This is a genomic window from Sphingomonas sp., assembly GCF_035910975.1.
Lineage (GTDB): Bacteria > Pseudomonadota > Alphaproteobacteria > Sphingomonadales > Sphingomonadaceae > Sphingomonas.
The window spans coordinates 68,913-84,713 of sequence record NZ_JAMHWM010000026.1; the positions used below are offsets into that span (position 1 = coordinate 68,913).

The 15,801-nt window shown below is 67.5% G+C and carries 12 protein-coding genes and 1 tRNA gene; 7 read left to right on the forward strand and 6 right to left on the reverse strand.

Annotation, left to right across the window (positions count from 1 at the left end; translation table 11 throughout):
• Positions 1-9: 9 nt before the first annotated feature.
• A complete protein-coding gene (locus VYI76_RS04865) occupies positions 10-1,278 on the reverse strand; it encodes a serine/threonine protein phosphatase (protein ID WP_326523644.1) in 1,269 nt (422 codons plus the stop codon).
• Between the two features lie 440 nt (positions 1,279-1,718).
• Here VYI76_RS04865 and VYI76_RS04870 point away from each other — a divergent pair, with 440 nt between their 5' ends.
• Entirely contained in the window at positions 1,719-4,592 is a 2,874-nt protein-coding gene (locus VYI76_RS04870; protein WP_326523645.1) for a TonB-dependent receptor plug domain-containing protein, read from the forward strand.
• Positions 4,593-4,807: 215 nt separating this feature from the next.
• Here VYI76_RS04870 and VYI76_RS04875 read toward each other — a convergent pair whose 3' ends face one another.
• Positions 4,808-7,156: a TonB-dependent receptor domain-containing protein gene (locus VYI76_RS04875; protein WP_326523646.1), complete on the reverse strand. Its 2,349-nt coding sequence runs from the start codon at positions 7,154-7,156 to the stop codon at positions 4,808-4,810.
• Between the two features lie 231 nt (positions 7,157-7,387).
• Here VYI76_RS04875 and VYI76_RS04880 point away from each other — a divergent pair, with 231 nt between their 5' ends.
• Positions 7,388-8,089, forward strand: a complete 702-nt coding sequence (locus tag VYI76_RS04880) for a response regulator transcription factor (protein WP_326523886.1) — start codon at positions 7,388-7,390, stop codon at positions 8,087-8,089.
• Entirely contained in the window at positions 8,086-9,474 is a 1,389-nt protein-coding gene (locus VYI76_RS04885) for an ATP-binding protein (protein WP_326523647.1), read from the forward strand. The genes VYI76_RS04880 and VYI76_RS04885 overlap by 4 nt, the downstream gene beginning before the upstream one ends.
• A gap of 207 nt (positions 9,475-9,681) precedes the next feature.
• On the opposite strand, the gene VYI76_RS04890 is transcribed toward VYI76_RS04885, so the two are convergent.
• Positions 9,682-9,768: transfer RNA gene (locus VYI76_RS04890), tRNA-Leu, on the reverse strand.
• A gap of 99 nt (positions 9,769-9,867) precedes the next feature.
• Positions 9,868-10,647 carry an MJ0042-type zinc finger domain-containing protein gene (locus tag VYI76_RS04895; protein ID WP_326523648.1) on the reverse strand — a complete coding sequence of 260 codons (780 nt, stop codon included), beginning with the start codon at positions 10,645-10,647 and terminating at the stop codon, positions 9,868-9,870.
• Between the two features lie 159 nt (positions 10,648-10,806).
• Between VYI76_RS04895 and ftsE the strand changes: the two genes are divergently transcribed.
• From ftsE to VYI76_RS04915, 4 genes are read left to right on the forward strand one after another with little or no spacing between them, the layout of a single operon-like run.
• Complete coding sequence (ftsE, locus tag VYI76_RS04900) at positions 10,807-11,514, forward strand: cell division ATP-binding protein FtsE (protein ID WP_326523649.1); 708 nt, start codon at positions 10,807-10,809, stop codon at positions 11,512-11,514.
• Positions 11,511-12,383 carry a cell division protein FtsX gene (locus tag VYI76_RS04905; protein WP_326523650.1) on the forward strand — a complete coding sequence of 291 codons (873 nt, stop codon included), beginning with the start codon at positions 11,511-11,513 and terminating at the stop codon, positions 12,381-12,383. Before ftsE ends, VYI76_RS04905 begins: the two co-directional genes overlap by 4 nt.
• A 59-nt stretch (positions 12,384-12,442) precedes the next feature.
• Positions 12,443-12,916, forward strand: coding sequence for a YdcF family protein (locus tag VYI76_RS04910; RefSeq protein ID WP_326523887.1), 474 nt, complete (start codon positions 12,443-12,445; stop codon positions 12,914-12,916).
• Entirely contained in the window at positions 12,913-13,644 is a 732-nt protein-coding gene (locus VYI76_RS04915) for a lysophospholipid acyltransferase family protein (protein WP_326523651.1), read from the forward strand. Before VYI76_RS04910 ends, VYI76_RS04915 begins: the two co-directional genes overlap by 4 nt.
• Before the next feature lie 79 nt (positions 13,645-13,723).
• Here the strand turns inward: VYI76_RS04915 and VYI76_RS04920 are convergent, their stop codons facing one another.
• The gene (locus tag VYI76_RS04920; protein ID WP_326523652.1) at positions 13,724-14,632 is read right to left on the reverse strand and encodes a prephenate/arogenate dehydrogenase family protein; all 909 of its coding nucleotides are present in this window, start codon (positions 14,630-14,632) and stop codon (positions 13,724-13,726) included.
• Entirely contained in the window at positions 14,632-15,729 is a 1,098-nt protein-coding gene (gene hisC / locus VYI76_RS04925) for a histidinol-phosphate transaminase (protein WP_326523653.1), read from the reverse strand. Before hisC ends, VYI76_RS04920 begins: the two co-directional genes overlap by 1 nt.
• Positions 15,730-15,801: the final 72 nt, after the last annotated feature.

The following is a 15,801-nucleotide window of genomic DNA, read 5'->3' on the forward strand; positions in this document are numbered from 1 at the left end:
CGGGAGCGGTCAGCTACCCTTGCCAAATCTGCGATGAAAATCGTCAAGCTGGATCGTGAATTCGTCGCGCCCCAGAAAGGCCGCGTCCGTCAATTCGCCCTGGCCGTCCTGCACCTTGTACCATGAGGCATATTCCGCGATTTCGGACGAGAATTTTCCATAGTGCGTAGAATAGGTACGCACGTCGATCCGGGGGCGATCGCCGTCGAGCCGGAACTTCAGCACGCGGAGCCATCCGTCGCCGGTGGCGCCTGTCGTGCCGGCGTCCTTCGCGGTCTGGCCCCGGCTCTGATAGTCGGCCATCATCTGGTAGACGCGATTGCCCGCGCGGTTCGTGTCGATGCTGAAGGCCTGGCCCGACACGTGCCCGCTCAGCACCAGGAAGATCTGGTCGTGGCGGCTGACGAAGTCGTTCCAGATGATCTCGGGATCGCCGTCGCTCGGATCGAGTTTGCTGTTGAGCGGGTTGGACTTCATGTTTCTCCTGCCGTCACGCCCGAGATAGTCGTGGGTGGTGACGATCGTCGGCAGTCCGGGGTGGCGACGGATCACCTGGGCGGCCCAGGCCAGCGACGCGCGCGGTGCATGATATTGCAGGCCGATGTGCAGGAACCGGCACTGTCCCGCGGTGAACAACTGCGCGCTGTCGGCCCCGTCGTCGCGCGAATCGACGTACCATGGCTGGCCGGCAAAGAAGGATGACCTTGCGGAGAAGACCGATCCGAAACCCGTCAAGCCGCCGATATGCCGCACGCCGGCCCGGTCGAGATCGGGGCGCGGCGGGTGCGCGGGATCCGTCCATAGCGCGTCATAGTCGTGATTTCCCGCGACCACGGAGAAGGGCAGCCTGCCCTCGATCAGCCGAAACGCCTGGGCGGCGGCGGGAATCTCGAAAGCCCTGGTGTGAACCTTGGGGGACATCGCGGTTTCCGACCCGCCATTGGGCATCCACTTGAAGCCGCGGGCCGCGTGGGCGGGGTCCATCCACTCGGAATAATGCTGCCATACGTCGCCGACATGGGTGGCGAAGACGATGTCCCCGCCGGAACTCCGGGCATTGCGGGCGATCCACCACATCTGGGTGTTCATCTGCTCGATCGCGTCAAAGGCGAAGCCGGACCATTTCTGACGCCGGTAATCGACATAATTCTGGGTGTCGGGGATCATCGCCACGCTGAAATCGCCGCAATCTCCCTGTCGATATGTGGTTGCGTTCGCCGAAGCCGCGGCGGCCATCGCCACAAGCGACAGGGCTGTCTTCAAAGCTGCGCGCTTCATCTTTGTCCATCTCCCTCCACGCGATTATCAGCCGGGTGACCCGGCACATCGACATGCCCCACCCATCGGCGCAACGCGCCGCAACAATGCGCGCTGGCGGCGACGCGGAGCCCGCTCCCCCGCGCGTCTATCAATCCGGAACACCCCGTCCCCTGTCGAGCACGAGATCATAAAACAGTCATAAAATAGCGTTATTGTAAAAGAAGGGCAAGGAGTTCGGTCGGCCTGGAAAGCGCCGGAATCGACATTAAAATCTGTGTCTTATCAATGCTATAATTATCTGCCGGATCGAGGATGGACGGAAGCATGAACATTAACGCTATTGACAATCCTATTCATTGGCGAGGAAGGAAGGGTCCAGGGCGGGCTGCCGTTCGCGTCGTTGCGGCGGGCGGCCAACCTTCAGGATCATTCGATTACGACAGCCAGGGAGAGGTTTCATGAAGATGCGGGCACGCTTGCTCTTTGCGACGTCGGCGATCTCGATGCAGCTCGCGATGATTCCGGCGTCGGCCGCCCAGGGTGCGGCATCTCTTCCCGCAGAAGCTCTTGCCGGGTCCTCGCGGAACGGTGACGCGGCGATGCCGCAGGTCGCCGATGCAACGGCGCCCGACGGCCAGGGCGTTGCAGAACAGGATGTGATCGTCACCGGCACTCGCGTGATCCGCAAGGGCTATGACGCGCCTGTGCCGACGACGGTGCTGACGACCGACGATCTCAATCGGTCAGGAAATGCGAACCTGATCGATACGCTGGAGGAGTTGCCGCAGATCAAGGGAGGCCTGGGCGTATCGACGGTTCCAGCCAGCGGCAATTATGTCGGCCAGACCAGCGTCGCCCTGCGCGGCCTGGGATCGATCCGTACGCTGGTGATGGTCGACGGCGAACGCATGATGCCGGGCTCGATCTACGGAATCACCAACATCAGCCTCATCCCGCAGTCGCTGGTCAAGCGCGTGGAGGTGGTGACGGGCGGCGCGTCGGCACAATGGGGCTCGGATGCGCTGGCCGGCGTGGTCAACCTCATCATGGATCATGATTTCGAGGGTGTCCGCGGCAGCCTGCAGGGCGGCATCTCGACCTACGGCGACAATGGCAATTATCGCGCGTCGCTGGCCTGGGGGCACCGCTTCGCCGACGACCGGGCGAGAATCGCCCTGTCCTTCGAGATTGCCGAAAGCTCCGGCATCCCGGCCAATTCGCGTGACTGGCTGGGGGCGCAGTTCGTGTCCAACCCCAACGCCACGGCCGCGACCAAGAGCGTCAGCAATCCGCTCAATATCCTGTCGTCCAACGTGATGCTGTCCAACGCGACGTTCGGCGGCCTCATCACGGCCGGGCCCCTGAGGGGCACCGCGTTCGGGCCGAATGGCACCACCTACCAGTTCAACTACGGCACGCTGGTCAGCCCGACCCTGATGGTCGGCGGCGGCGAGGTGTCGCGCGCGGCGATCGTCCGCGTCGCCGCGCCGCTCCAGCGCAAGGTCGGCTATGGTCACCTGTCCTACGATCTGTCCGATCGCGTCGAGGTCTATCTGCGCGGTCTCTACGCGCACACCGAAACGTCCGGCCCGCTGACGCTGCCCGCGAGCAACTACGACACCAATACGGTGAGGATCGACAACGCGTTCCTGCCCGCGTCGGTGCGGGCGCAGATGGCGGCGAACAACCTGTCGACAATCAGCGTCGTGCGCTTTTCCACCGACTATGCGATGAACGTCATGCGCTACCCGACCGACACCGGCCAGTTCGGTGGCGGCATCAACGGCAGCTTCGGCAGTGAAGGCTTCCTGCGCGACTGGCGATGGGACGCGCATTACAACTACGGCTGGACGAACAGCCCGATCCAGACGTTCAACAACCTCAACAAGACGAATTACGCAAACGCGCTCGATTCCATCATCGTGAACGGCCAGCCGGTGTGCCGCAATGTCGATGCGCGCGCGGCGGGGTGTCGGCCGATCAACATCTTCGGGCTCGGCTCCCCCGCGACCACGCCGGACGCGCTCGCCTATGTGATGGGCACCTCGATCAAGACCTATTACATCGATCGACACAATGCCGCCGCGACACTGAAGGGATCGCCCTTTTCCACCTGGGCGGGTCCGATCTCCTTCGCCGCCGGGGTGGAGTGGCGGCGCGACCGCGTGAACATCACCGCCGATCCGATCGCGGTGGCGACCGGGTGGGGCGTCAGCAGCCAGTTGCCCTTCGGCGGTTCGGTGTCGGTGGTCGAGGGCTTTGCCGAAGCGGTCGTGCCGCTGATTTCGGGACAGAGCTGGACCAAGTCGCTGGATATCGCCGGCGCCGTGCGCCAGGCCCGTTACTCGACCTCGGGCGACACGCGCGTGTGGAAGGTGGGCGCGAGCTGGACCATCAACGATTCGATCCGCCTGCGCGCCAACCGCAGCCGCGACTTCCGCGGCCCCGCGCTGACGCAGCTGTTCCAGGCCGGCTCGTCGGCAAATTCGACGATCACCGATCCGCAGCTGAACCTGCAATATTCCATATATTCGCCCAACACCGGCAACCCCCTGCTCACCCCGGAAATTTCCTACACCAATACTGCCGGGATCGTGCTGACCCCCAGTTTCCTGCCCGGATTGCGTCTGTCGGCGGACTGGTACGACATTCGTCTGAAAGGCCTGATCGTCAGCGCCAGTGCCCAGTTGACCATCGACAGCTGCTTCAACTTCAATACCGGCTGCGGGGTGATCGTGCGCGGCGCCGACGGGCGTATCACCCAGACGCCCGCCAGCTACATCAACCTGCAATCGGCCCGTACCAGCGGCGTGGATTTCGAAGCGGAGTATCGCACACCCCGGCACGACTGGGGCAGCCTGACCCTGCGGCTGATGGGAACCTATCTCGACACCGCCACCGGCCAGCGCCCCGCCGATCCGAAACCCACCCGCTATGACGGACTGATCAGCTACACCGGGGTTACCGATGGCCTGTCCGGCGGCCCGAAGTGGCGGGTCACCGCGGGCGCGACGTGGGACAGCGGCCCCGCTTCGTTCAGCGTCACGCAGCGCTTCATCGGCGGCGGGCGGGTCGTCGGTTACGACTTCACACCGGCGGATTACGACGTGCTCACGGTCGATGGTCGGTCCTATACCGACCTCAGCCTGCAATACAGGATCGCGCCGGGAAGGCGGAAGGGGACGGCGACGGCATTCGTCGGCGTGCAGAACCTGTTCAATGTCGATCCGCCGATCACCGGCGCGGGCGGCATCGGCCAGGTGCCCACCGATGCGTCGGTCTATGACGTGATCGGCCGTCAGTTCGTCGCAGGGCTCAGGTTCAGCTATTGACGTGGACGGACCGCAGGCTCGGCCGGCCGGGCACGAGATGACCCGCGGCCAGGCGGGTCACGCCTGGGAGGAAGGACCAGTCAGAGTGATGGTGCGACCCGTCTTGCGCGAGACGGGTCCGCGACGATGCGGCCGCCCCTTTCAGGGCCACGCCTGACCAGCGATCAGGCACCATCGACCGTAACGGCCGAGGCGCCCGATCGCCGCGAGCGACATCAGAAGCGTGCGTTGATGCTCACCCAGTAGCTGCGCGCCCGGTCCTTGTTGTTGTAATGATCCTGGAAGCTCGGCGTCCAGGTTCCGTTGCCGTTGTTGACGAAGCTGGTGTCGTAGGCGGTGAAATCGCGATCGAGCAGATTGTTGACGCGGCCGCTGATCGAGAAATTCTCGGTGATCCTGTACTGCATGCCGAGGTTCACCACCTCGTAGCTGCTCCAGTAGAGCTGGTTGCCGTTGACGTCGACGCCGCGGTAGCGCTGCGAGCGGTGCTCGGCGGCGAGCTGGACCGACAGGCCGGAAAATGGCTCCCAGTTCACCGTCGCGTTGGCCATGTGCTTCGCCGTCTGGGTCAGCGGGAGGCCCTTCTGGGCTCCGGTCAGCTGTTCGCTGTCGGTATAGGTGTAGTTGGCGCGCAGCGACAGTCCGCTGAATACCCCCAGGCGGCCGGCCAGTTCGGCGCCGCGGATGCGCGCCTCATCCACGTTGACCGGCACGCTGATGTTGCCGCCCAGGCCCAGGATTGCCCAGTAATCGCCCAGGTTGGCGCACGGCCGCACGAAGTTGGTTACCACGCACGGCCGCACGTTGGTGGTGGAGATCTTGTCCTTGAAGTCGTTCTGGAACAGCGTGACGTTGATCCCGCTGCGGGGCGTCGGGTTCCAGTAGACCGCGATCTCGCTGTTCACGCTGGTTTCCGGCTTCAGGTCGGGATTGCCGATGAACGGACTGGTGCCCTGCCCGCCGAAACCGCGGATGCCGTCGTAGAGATCGGTGGTCTTCGGCGTCTTGTAGCCGGTGCTGACGCCGCCCTTGACGGTCAGCTTCGGCGAGATGTCGTACACCGCGTAGAGGCGCGGACTGAAATGCCCGCCGAACATGTCGTGCTCGTCGTAGCGCAGCCCGGCGGTGACTGTCAGCCCCTCGACCGGTGTCCAGTTGTCTTCGGCGAACAGCGACCAGATGCGGTGGGCCTGGACCGCCTGGATGCCGCCGACGCTGGCCTCCAGGCCGAACACGCCGTCCTCCAGGTCGCCGTCGATATACTGGCCGCCGATCACGAAATGATGCTTGCCGGCGAGATTCTCGACCGGAATGTCGACGCGCGCGTCGAGCGTGTACTGGCGGCTTTCCAATGTGCGCAGCGGGCGCGGCAGGAAGGTCCGCTCGGCCATCGCCCGGCGCTCGGCGGTGGTCAGGCCGGCATATTGGCCGGTGCCGCTCCACATCTGTTGCAGCTGCTGCCGTTCCGCGACCGAAAAGGGCATGGTACGGCCCTTGTTGTTGGTCGCGACATAGGCGAGCGACAGGAAGCTGCGCGCAAAGCCCCAGTCGCCGTTATGGGTGGCCGACCAGTTGAACCTGTCGAAGACCTGATCCTCGGTATAGCCGACCTGCGGCTGGACGACCCCCCCGGTCGCGCGCCAGATGCTGGCGATGCCGTCGAGCGTGCCGAGCGGATATACCAGGGCGCCCGTCGTCGGGTTGGTGGTGGGCGTGTTGTCGTAAACCTGCCGCGAATAGTCGATGTCGAATATCAGGCTGTGGCCATCGGCCGGCGTGAGGCTGATCGAGGCGCCGCCGCTGCGGTTGGTGTTGTCGACCGTCCGTCCGCCGCCGCCGAAGCCGAGCGCGCGGACGTGGGTAACACCGGCGGGATCAACCGACGGGCTGAAATCGGGCAGCGAGGCCATCCGCCGGTAGATCGAACCGCGCAGGCTGACGCCGAGCAGGCCCGGAATCACCGGCCCGCGCAGGCTGGCGTCGAACGTCATGTCGTCGCCGAAATCGCCGTCTTCCTGAAGAGTGCGGCCGAACGTCGCCGATCCGGCCCAGCGGTCGGCGACCTTCTTGGTGATGATGTTGATGACGCCGCCCAGCGCGTCGGCGCCGTAGAGCGTCGACGCGGGGCCGCGGATCACTTCGATCCGTTCGATCGCGTCGAGCGGCGGGATGTGGTTGAACTGGTTGCCGCCGAAGCTGTTGGGATAGATGTCGCCGTGATTGTTCTGACGCCGCCCGTCGACCAGGATCAGCGTATAGTCCGATCCCATGCCGCGAATGCTGATCGTGCGCTGCCCGGTCTTGTCGGACGTTTCGCCGACATCGACGCCCTCGATATCGCGCACCGCGTCGATCAGCGTCATGTAGGGCCGCTCGCGCAGCTCCTTTTCCGTCACCACGGTGATGCTGGCGGGCGCGTCGGTGATCTTCTGCTCGAAGCCCGCGGCGGTCACCACCACCTCGTTGCTCTGGGGGTCGCTTTCGGCGCGGGCGCTGGAAGCGCCGATGACGAGCGCGATGACCGACGCCGCGCTGATGAGCGGCAGCCTGATGGACGATGACATGGTGACCCCCGGTTCCGCCGGCCCGGCGCCGATCAGCGACGGACGGGCTCGATTTGCATAGTTCTGCTAATGCAAGTAATTCGCATCAGCGCCGGGCGGCCATTGCGAACCCGATTGCCGGGTGTCAATTCCTGATCGGTCCGGCGGGGCGGGAGCAATAGTTTGTTACAAACGGGCACCATCGACGACACCACCGCTTCGCCGGGCGAGGCCGCGCCGCGCCCCCGGCATATCGTGGTCGTGGAGGACGATCCCGGCCTTCGGGTCCTGCTCTGCCGGCTGCTTCGCGAATGCGGTTACGACGCCACCGGAGCGGCCGACGGAGACGAACTGGAAGAGGCGCTGCAACAGCGATCGATCGACCTGATCCTGCTGGACATCATGCTGCCGGGCCGGAGCGGACTGGAGCTGTGCCAGGCGATCCGCGAGCGCAGCCAGGTGCCGATCGTCATCATCAGCGCGCGGGGCCAGGAATCCGACCGGGTCGCCGGCCTCGATCTCGGCGCCGACGACTATATCGCCAAGCCGTTCGGCCGGTCCGAGGTGCTGGCGCGGGTGCGCGCCGTCCTGCGCCGGGCCGAGAAGGCGCATATGCCCCTCGACGTGCCGGCGCCCGAACGCTTCGTCTTCGCTGGCTGGATCTATCATCCGCGCCGGCACGAACTGATCTCCCCCACCGGCGTCGAGGTCGAGCTGACCGCTGCGGAGCATGACCTGCTGCTGAGCCTGCTGCGCAACGCCCAGCGCATGATCGGCCGCGAGCGCCTGCTCGAGATGTCGCGCTCGCGGCTCGGCCAATCCTCGGATCGCAGCATCGACGTGCTGGTCAGCCGCCTGCGCCGCAAGATGGGCGACGGCCGCCGCGCCCGCCCGCTGATCCGCACGGTGCGCGGCGTCGGATACATGTTCGCCGCCGACGTCGAACTGCGATGAGGTTCGCGATGCTGCCGCCACGGGGGATGACGGCGCGGCTTGCGCTGGTGCTGGTGGTGGCGCTGGCGATCGAGTTTTCCGGCAATGTCCTGCTGGGGCGCCTTCTGGAGCGCGAGGCGGTATCGGAACAGAAGTTCCGCGCGATCGCCGCTCAGCTCGCTACCGCCGGAGAAGTGGCGGCGGATGTCGATCGGTCGGGGCGATCGAGGTTGATGGCGGACATGGCGATCGACGGACTGCGGCTGAACTGGGTTTCGCGCACGGTGATCGTCGATACAGCGGTGACCTCTCCGCAACTGGGCCAGGTCCATGCCCGGTTGGGCCAGGCCGCGCCGGGGTTGCGCGGGCGCGACCTGCGCCTGAGCGTGGTGCCCCTGGCCGACGGGCGCCGCGACCTTATCGGCGCGCTTCGCCTGGCCGATGGCAGCTTCGTCACCTTCCGCGTCCATCCGTTCCTCAACCCACCGCCCTCGCAGGCGCTCGTCACCGTGCTTCACCTTCTCCTGCTGGCGAGCGTGCTCGGCATCGCGCTGGCGATGCTCCATGCGCTGGTCCGGCCGCTGGGGAATCTCGCCCGCGCGGCCGACGCGACGGGCAGGGGCATGCGGGCGGAGATGCCGCTCGACGGACCGAGCGAGGTGCGGCGCGTCGCGACGGCGTTTCGGGACATGCAATCGCGACTGCTGGGGATGATGGAGGACCATGCCACGGCGCTGGTCGCGGTGTCGCACGATCTGCGCACCCCGATCCAGCGCGCGCGGCTGCGCGCCGTCGCGATCGAGGACTCGGACCTGCGCGATGCGATCGTCGCCGACCTTGCCGACATGGAGAAATTCGTCGGGTCGGTCACCGCCTTCATCCAGAGCGGCGCGCGCGAGGAAGCGCGGCCAGTCGATCTGGCGGCGATGGCGATGACACTGGTCGACGACGCGGCCGATGCCGGCTTCCTGGTCGAGTATGACGGGCCGGATACGCTTCCGGTCGTGCTGAAGCCGCTCGCGATGAAACGGGCCTTGGCGAACCTGTTGCAGAATGCCTGCCGCCACGCCCGCCGGATACGGGTCAGCGTGGAGGCGGGGCCGCCGGTCGCGGTGCGAGTCGAGGATGACGGGCCGGGTATTCCGACGGATCGCCGCGAAGAGGCGTTCCTGCCGTTCCGGCGGCTGGATCCCGAGCGCGGCGGAGATGGCACGGGCCTGGGATTGGCGATCGTCAGGAATGCGGCGGCCAGCATGGGTGCGAGCGTGACCCTGGAGGACAGCCCGATGGGAGGGTTGGCGGCCAGGATCGATTTGCTGCCATGCAAGTCGCTGTCGACCAGCCCGGAACACGCTCCATATCCCGTCGTTCAGAGCGCCAGCCGCCCTCCGCCGACCGGCGCGTAACCGCGGACGCGACCCGTCGACTGGCCGAGGCCGTCCTCGAAAAGTTGCGCTTTGGCGACCCCCCTGCGTCAGGGCTACGCCCGCCGATCTATCGCCAAGGGGGGTACCCAACGTCATTATCATCGCCGGGCCGATCAAGCCGCTCGCGAGCATCGCGAACGACGGCCCCGAACAGTCAGCACAATGGTGCCTTCTTCTGATCGGGAGTGGTGCGGTCGAGAAGACTCGAACTTCCACGGGCTTTCGCCCACAACGACCTCAACGTTGCGCGTCTACCAGTTCCGCCACGACCGCACGTGAAACCCCAACCGACGGACGCCGGAGGCTGGTAAGGCGAGCGCCCCTAGCAAAGCCCGGCGGGCGTTGCAATGGCGCTTCGCCGATCGGGCCCGATCAGCCCTCGATCCCCTTGGCGAAGCTCAGGACGAGCAGCTTCGAACTGGCCGGCACATCGACGCGCCCGCTGTTGAATTCCAGCGTCTCGCCCGCGCCCAGGCGGCGCTGGCGCGGGGTGACGTTCCAGTTGTAGACGCGGCGTCCCTGGGCATCGCGCAGCTCGACGCGGATATCGGGCACCCGCTGGACGCTGCCCGTCGGGTTGACGATCTTGCCGCTGACCGCGAACAGTTCGTTGCCGGTGCCCATGTCGCGGCGGTTGATCGCCTTGTCCGTGAAGCGCAGCGGGGTTTCCGCCTCCCCGATCGGCAGGCCCAGCTGCGCGGCGATGCCCGGCGCACCCGAATAGAGGATAGCGCCCGCGCCCAGCAGCATCGACAGCCCCGCGACCATCGCCGCCGCCGTCCAGCGCTTCGCCGGGTTGCGGCGCGGCTTGAACATCGGACGGTGCGCGAAGGGATCGAAGCCGGGCGCGAGCACCGCGTCATCGACGAAGGTGCGCACCGGCGCGGCGCGCTGCGGCACGGGCTGTTCGGAAACCGGCGTCGGGCGCGGTTCGGCCCGCTGGGGTGCCGCTTCCGCTGCGGCCGCCGGGGCGGCGGGCGTCTCCGGCGGCGTCGCCGCGTCGATCCGCTCGCGGGCCGACAGGTCAAGCAGCGCCGGCGGCTGGAACCAGCTGTGGCGGCAATTGGCGCAGCGCACCGTCCGCCCGTCGGCGCCGATCGCGCTGTCGGGGACCATGTAACGCGATCCGCACTGGGTACATTCGAGGATCATCGCCTGTTCGATTCCTCTGCTTGACGCCCCGCCGGGGACATACTCGATCCGATCGAATCTTAAGCATTTCCGCGAGTCGCGGGCAAGAGTCGTCCACCGGCTTATCCACAGTTTCATCCCCCGCTTGAGCGGGACAGGGCGCTGTGCGATGCCGGGCCGATGGCGAACATCGTCCAGTTCGAGAATGTCGGCCTGCGCTACGGGACCGGGGCGGAGACGCTGGTGGACGTCAGCTTCTCGCTGGCGGGGGGCGCCTTCTACTTCCTGACCGGGCCAAGCGGCGCCGGCAAGACGTCGCTGCTCAAGCTCCTCTACCTCGCGCAGCGGCCGACGCGCGGGATCATCCGGCTGTTCGGCGAGGATGCCGTGATGATGCCGCGCGATCGCCTGCCCGGCTTCCGCCGCCGCATCGGCGTGGTGTTCCAGGACTTTCGCCTGATCCCCCATTTGTCGGCGGCGGACAACATCGCGCTCCCCCTGCGCGTCGCCGGCGTGCCCGAGGCCGACATCGAGACGCCGGTGCGCGAGATGCTGGCCTGGGTCGGCCTGAGCGACCGGGCGAACGCCCGCCCGCCGACGCTGTCGGGCGGCGAGCAGCAGCGGATCGCCATCGCCCGCGCCGTCATCGCCCGGCCCGAGATGCTGGTCGCCGACGAACCGACCGGCAACGTCGATCCCGACATGGCCGAACGGCTGCTTCACCTGTTCGACGGGCTCAACCGGCTGGGCACCACCGTGGTCGTCGCGACGCACGATTTCCAGATGCTGTCGCGGATCAAGGGCGCACACATGATGCGGATCGAGGGCGGACGGCTGGTCGATCCGACGGGGTCGCTCCGCTTCCCGCCGGGAGCGCGCGGCGCATGAGCGGAAGGGTGCGGAACGGCGGTCCGCTCGGCGCGGCGCGCGGCGGCGCGCGCGCGATGGGATCTGTGATGGCGGTGATGCTGTTTCTCACCGTGCTCGCCGCCGCGCTGGGCCTCGCGACGCTGGCGGCGGTCGCCGGGCTCGACCGCCAGCTCGCCGGGCAGATGACGGTTCAGCTGCTCGACGCCGACGATGCCGCCGTGCAGCGCACCGTCGACGCTATCCGCGTCCTGCCGGAGGTGCGGGCCGTCCGCGCGGTGCCGCGTGCCGAACTCGCCGAACTGGTGCGGCCGTGGCTGGGCGACGCCGGGCTGGACGCCGACCTGCCGATGCCGGCGATGATCGACGTGACTCTGGCGAGCGGCAGCAACGATACCGCCGACGCGGCGGCGACGGCGATCACGCGGATCGCGCCGGCCGCGCGAGTGGATCGCAGCGCGCGGTGGCTGGCGCCAGTACGCAGCTTCATCGTCTCGCTCGCCTGGCTGGCGGGCGGAATCGTGCTGCTGATGGCGCTCGCCACCTCGGCCGTCGTGCTGCTCGCCGCGCGCGCCGGGCTGGACATCCACCGCGACACCATCGACGTACTGCACATGCTGGGATCGACCGACGTCCAGATCTCGCGCCTGTTCCAGCGCCGTATCGCACTCGACACCCTGGTCGGCGGCACGATCGGCACCGTGCTGGCGATGACTGCGGTGCTGGCGGTCGGCACGCGCGTCGCCGCGATCGATTCGGTGCTGGTCGGGGGTCTGACACTGTCGCCGGGGGCGTGGGCGATCCTTGCCGCGCTGCCGATCGCCTTCGCGCTGCTCGCGACGATCGCCGCGCGGTTCGCGATCCTGCGCGCGCTGAGGCGGACGCTGTGAGGATCGCGCGCCTGCTCTCGCTCGCAGCACTTGCCTATCTGCTGGGCTTCGCGGTGTTCATGCTGTCGGTCGGCAGCCCGGCCGAACCGGCCAGGACCGACGCCATCGTCGTGCTGACCGGCGGTGCGGGCCGGATCCATCGCGGGCTGGTGCTGATGGACGGCGGCTATGCGAAGCGCATGCTGATCTCTGGCGCGGATTCGACCGTGCGGCCGGTCGAGCTGGCCGCCGAGTACAATGTCCCGCCCCGCATCTTCGCCTGCTGCATCGATCTGGGCTATGAGGCGGTCGATACGCGATCGAACGCCGAGGAAACCGCGCGCTGGCTGCGCACCCGCGGCTATCGCACCGTCCGGCTCGTCACCGCCGACTGGCACATGCCGCGCGCGCGGCTGGAGCTGGCGGCGGTCGCGGACGGCGACGTCGAGGTGACGGGCGACGCGGTGGCGACCAACCCGCGGTTCGGCATGCTGGTGCGCGAGTACAACAAATATCTGGTCCGCCGCGTCGCGCTGCTGGTCGGCTATCGATGAGCGCGCGGCTTCGGACCTGGCTGTTCAACCTCGTCTTCTTCGGCGGATCGGTGCCCTATGTGCTGGCGACACCGCTGCTGGCGGCGCTGGGCAGCGGTCCGCTGCGCTACTGGGTGCGCGCGTGGACCCGCTACCATCGCCGCTGCGCGCGCCTGATCCTCGGCATCCGCGTGGTCGCCTCGGGCACGATTCCCGCGGGACCCGCGCTCTATCCAGCCAAGCACCAGGCGATGTTCGAGACGTTCGAACTGGTCGCACTGCTCGACGCGCCGGTCGTGGTGATGAAACGCGAGCTCGCCCGTATACCGATGTGGGGCTGGGCGGCGCAGCGCTACGGCATGATCGTGGTCGACCGCGAGGGATCGGCGGCGGCGCTGCGGGGCTTGATGCGCGCAGCGGCGGCGGCGAAGGCTGAAGGCCGCTCGGTCGTGATCTTTCCCGAAGGCACCCGCGTGCCGCCGGGCGAGGCGCCACCGCTCAAGCCCGGCTTCTCCGGCCTCTACCGCGCGCTCGGCCTGCCCGTCGTGCCGATCGCGCTCGACAGCGGCACGGCCTGGCCAAAGCACGGCGTCAAACGGCCCGACACACCGATCCGCTTCGCCTTCCAGCCGGCGATCGAGACTGGCCTGCCGCGCCGCGAGATCGAGGCACGCGTATACGCCGCGATCAACGCGCTTGAGCCATCCCAGTCCAGCGATCGTCATTCCCGCGAAGACGGGACTCCATAGCCGCCGGACAGGCGGCTCTTCTCGATGGCGCGGCCGCAATTGATCCCCGCCCGCGCGGGGATGTCGCCAGCAGGAAAGATCAGTGGTCCGACCGGCCGAAGTCGGGCCGGGCGTCGTCCTGGCCCTGTTCGATGATCGAACGGCGGATCGCGCGGGTCTTGGTGAAGCTGTCGAACAGCGCATCGCCCTTGCCCCAGCGGATCGCGCGCTGCAGTTCCGACAGATCCTCGGAGAAGCGCTGGAGCATGTCGAGCACCGCCTCGCGGTTGGAGAGGAACACGTCGCGCCACATCGTCGGGTCCGACGCGGCGATGCGGGTGAAATCCCGGAAACCCCCGGCCGAATATTTGATGACCTCGGAAGAGGTGACTTCCTCCAGATCGCTGGCGGTGCCGACGATCGTATAGGCGATCAGGTGCGGCAGGTGGCTGGTCACCGCCAACACGCGATCGTGATGGTCGGGCGCCATGATTTCGATGTCCGCGCCCAGCCGCCGCCAGAACTCGCACAGCCGCTCGACCGCCAGCGGATCGGCGCCCTCGGGCGGAGTGACGATGCACCAGCGCTTTTGGAACAGCGCGGCGAAGCCCGCATCAGGCCCGCTGCGCTCGGTGCCGGCCACCGGGTGCGCGGGAACGATCGTCGCGCCGGGCAACGCTGCGGTCAACGCCTCGACCACGCTCGCCTTGCACGATCCGACATCGCTGACGATCGCGTCGGCGGGCAGGTCGGCGGCGATCTCGGCCGCCACCGCGCCCATCGCGCCGACCGGCACGCACAGGATCACCAGATCGGCGTCGATCACCGCCGCGCCCGCCGTGTCCGCGACATCGTCGACCAACCCCAGCGCGCGCGCCGTCTCGCGCACCTCGGGATCGGCGTCGTGGCCGGCAAGCGCGACCGATGGCATGCTTTCGCGCACCCCGCGCGCGATCGACGAGCCGATCAGTCCCAGCCCGATGACGCACACGCGCGCGAACGGCAGCATCAGGCGCTCGTCAGCGCCCTGAGCGCGGCGATGACGCCGCGCGTCTCCTCCTCGGTACCCACGGTGATGCGCAGGCCGTGGGGCAGGCCCTGTCCCGGCAGCCAGCGGACGATATAGCCCGCGTCCATCAACCCCTTGTACGCGGTCTCCGCGGTCAGCGCGCCTTCGAACACGACCAGCACGAAATTGGCCTGGCTGGGGATCGCGCGCAGCCCGGCGTTGCCGAGCTTGCCGATCTCGTCGGCGAACCATGCGCGCCACGTCGCATTGTGCTGGCGGGCATGGGCGACGAAATCGGTATCGCCCAGCGCCGCGATCGCCGCCGCCGTCCCGGCGATGGTGATCGAGAAGGGCAGGCGGATGCGGTGCATCGCCTCGATGATCGCGGGGTGGGCATAGCCCCAGCCGATCCGCTCGGCGGCGAGGCCGTACATCTTGGAAAAGGTCCGCGTGACCAGCACGTTGGGCGCGCTTTTCGCCAGCGCCATACCGCCATCGTCCTTGGCATCGCCCTCGATATATTCGGCATAGGCGTGATCGAGCACCAGCAGGATGTCGCCGCGCAAGCCCGCGTGCAGCCGGGCGATCTCCGCGCGGCTTTCGTAAGTGCCGGTCGGGTTGTTCGGATTGGCGACGAAGACGATCCGGGTACGGTCGGTGACGGCGGCCAGGATCGCATCGACATCGGTCGCATAATCGCGGTCGGGGGCGATCACCGGCGTCGCGCCGACACGCCGTGTCGCGATCTCGTACACCGCGAAACCGTATCTGACGTAGATCACCTCGTCACCCGGCCCGGCGAAGGCGCCGGCGGCCAGGTGCAGCACCTCGTCCGATCCGTTGCCGTAGATGATCCGCGCGGGATCGAGCCCGTGCTTCGCCGCCAGCGCATCGCGCAGCTCGGTCGCGCTCGCATCGGGATAGCGTTCGAGCCGTCCGGCGGCGGCGGCGAATGCCGCGCGCGCCGCGTCGCTCGTACCTAGCGGATTCTCGTTCGACGACAGCTTGGCGACCTGGCGTCCGTCGTCGGTCGTGCTGCGGCCGGGAATATAGGGAGCAATCCCCATGATCCAGGGCTTGGGTGCGGGTCCGGTCATGGCTGCAAGCGCCTACGCGCGTGGCCATCGCCTTGGCAAGCGCGCGGCGCTATGGAGCCTGCCAAGGGGGAC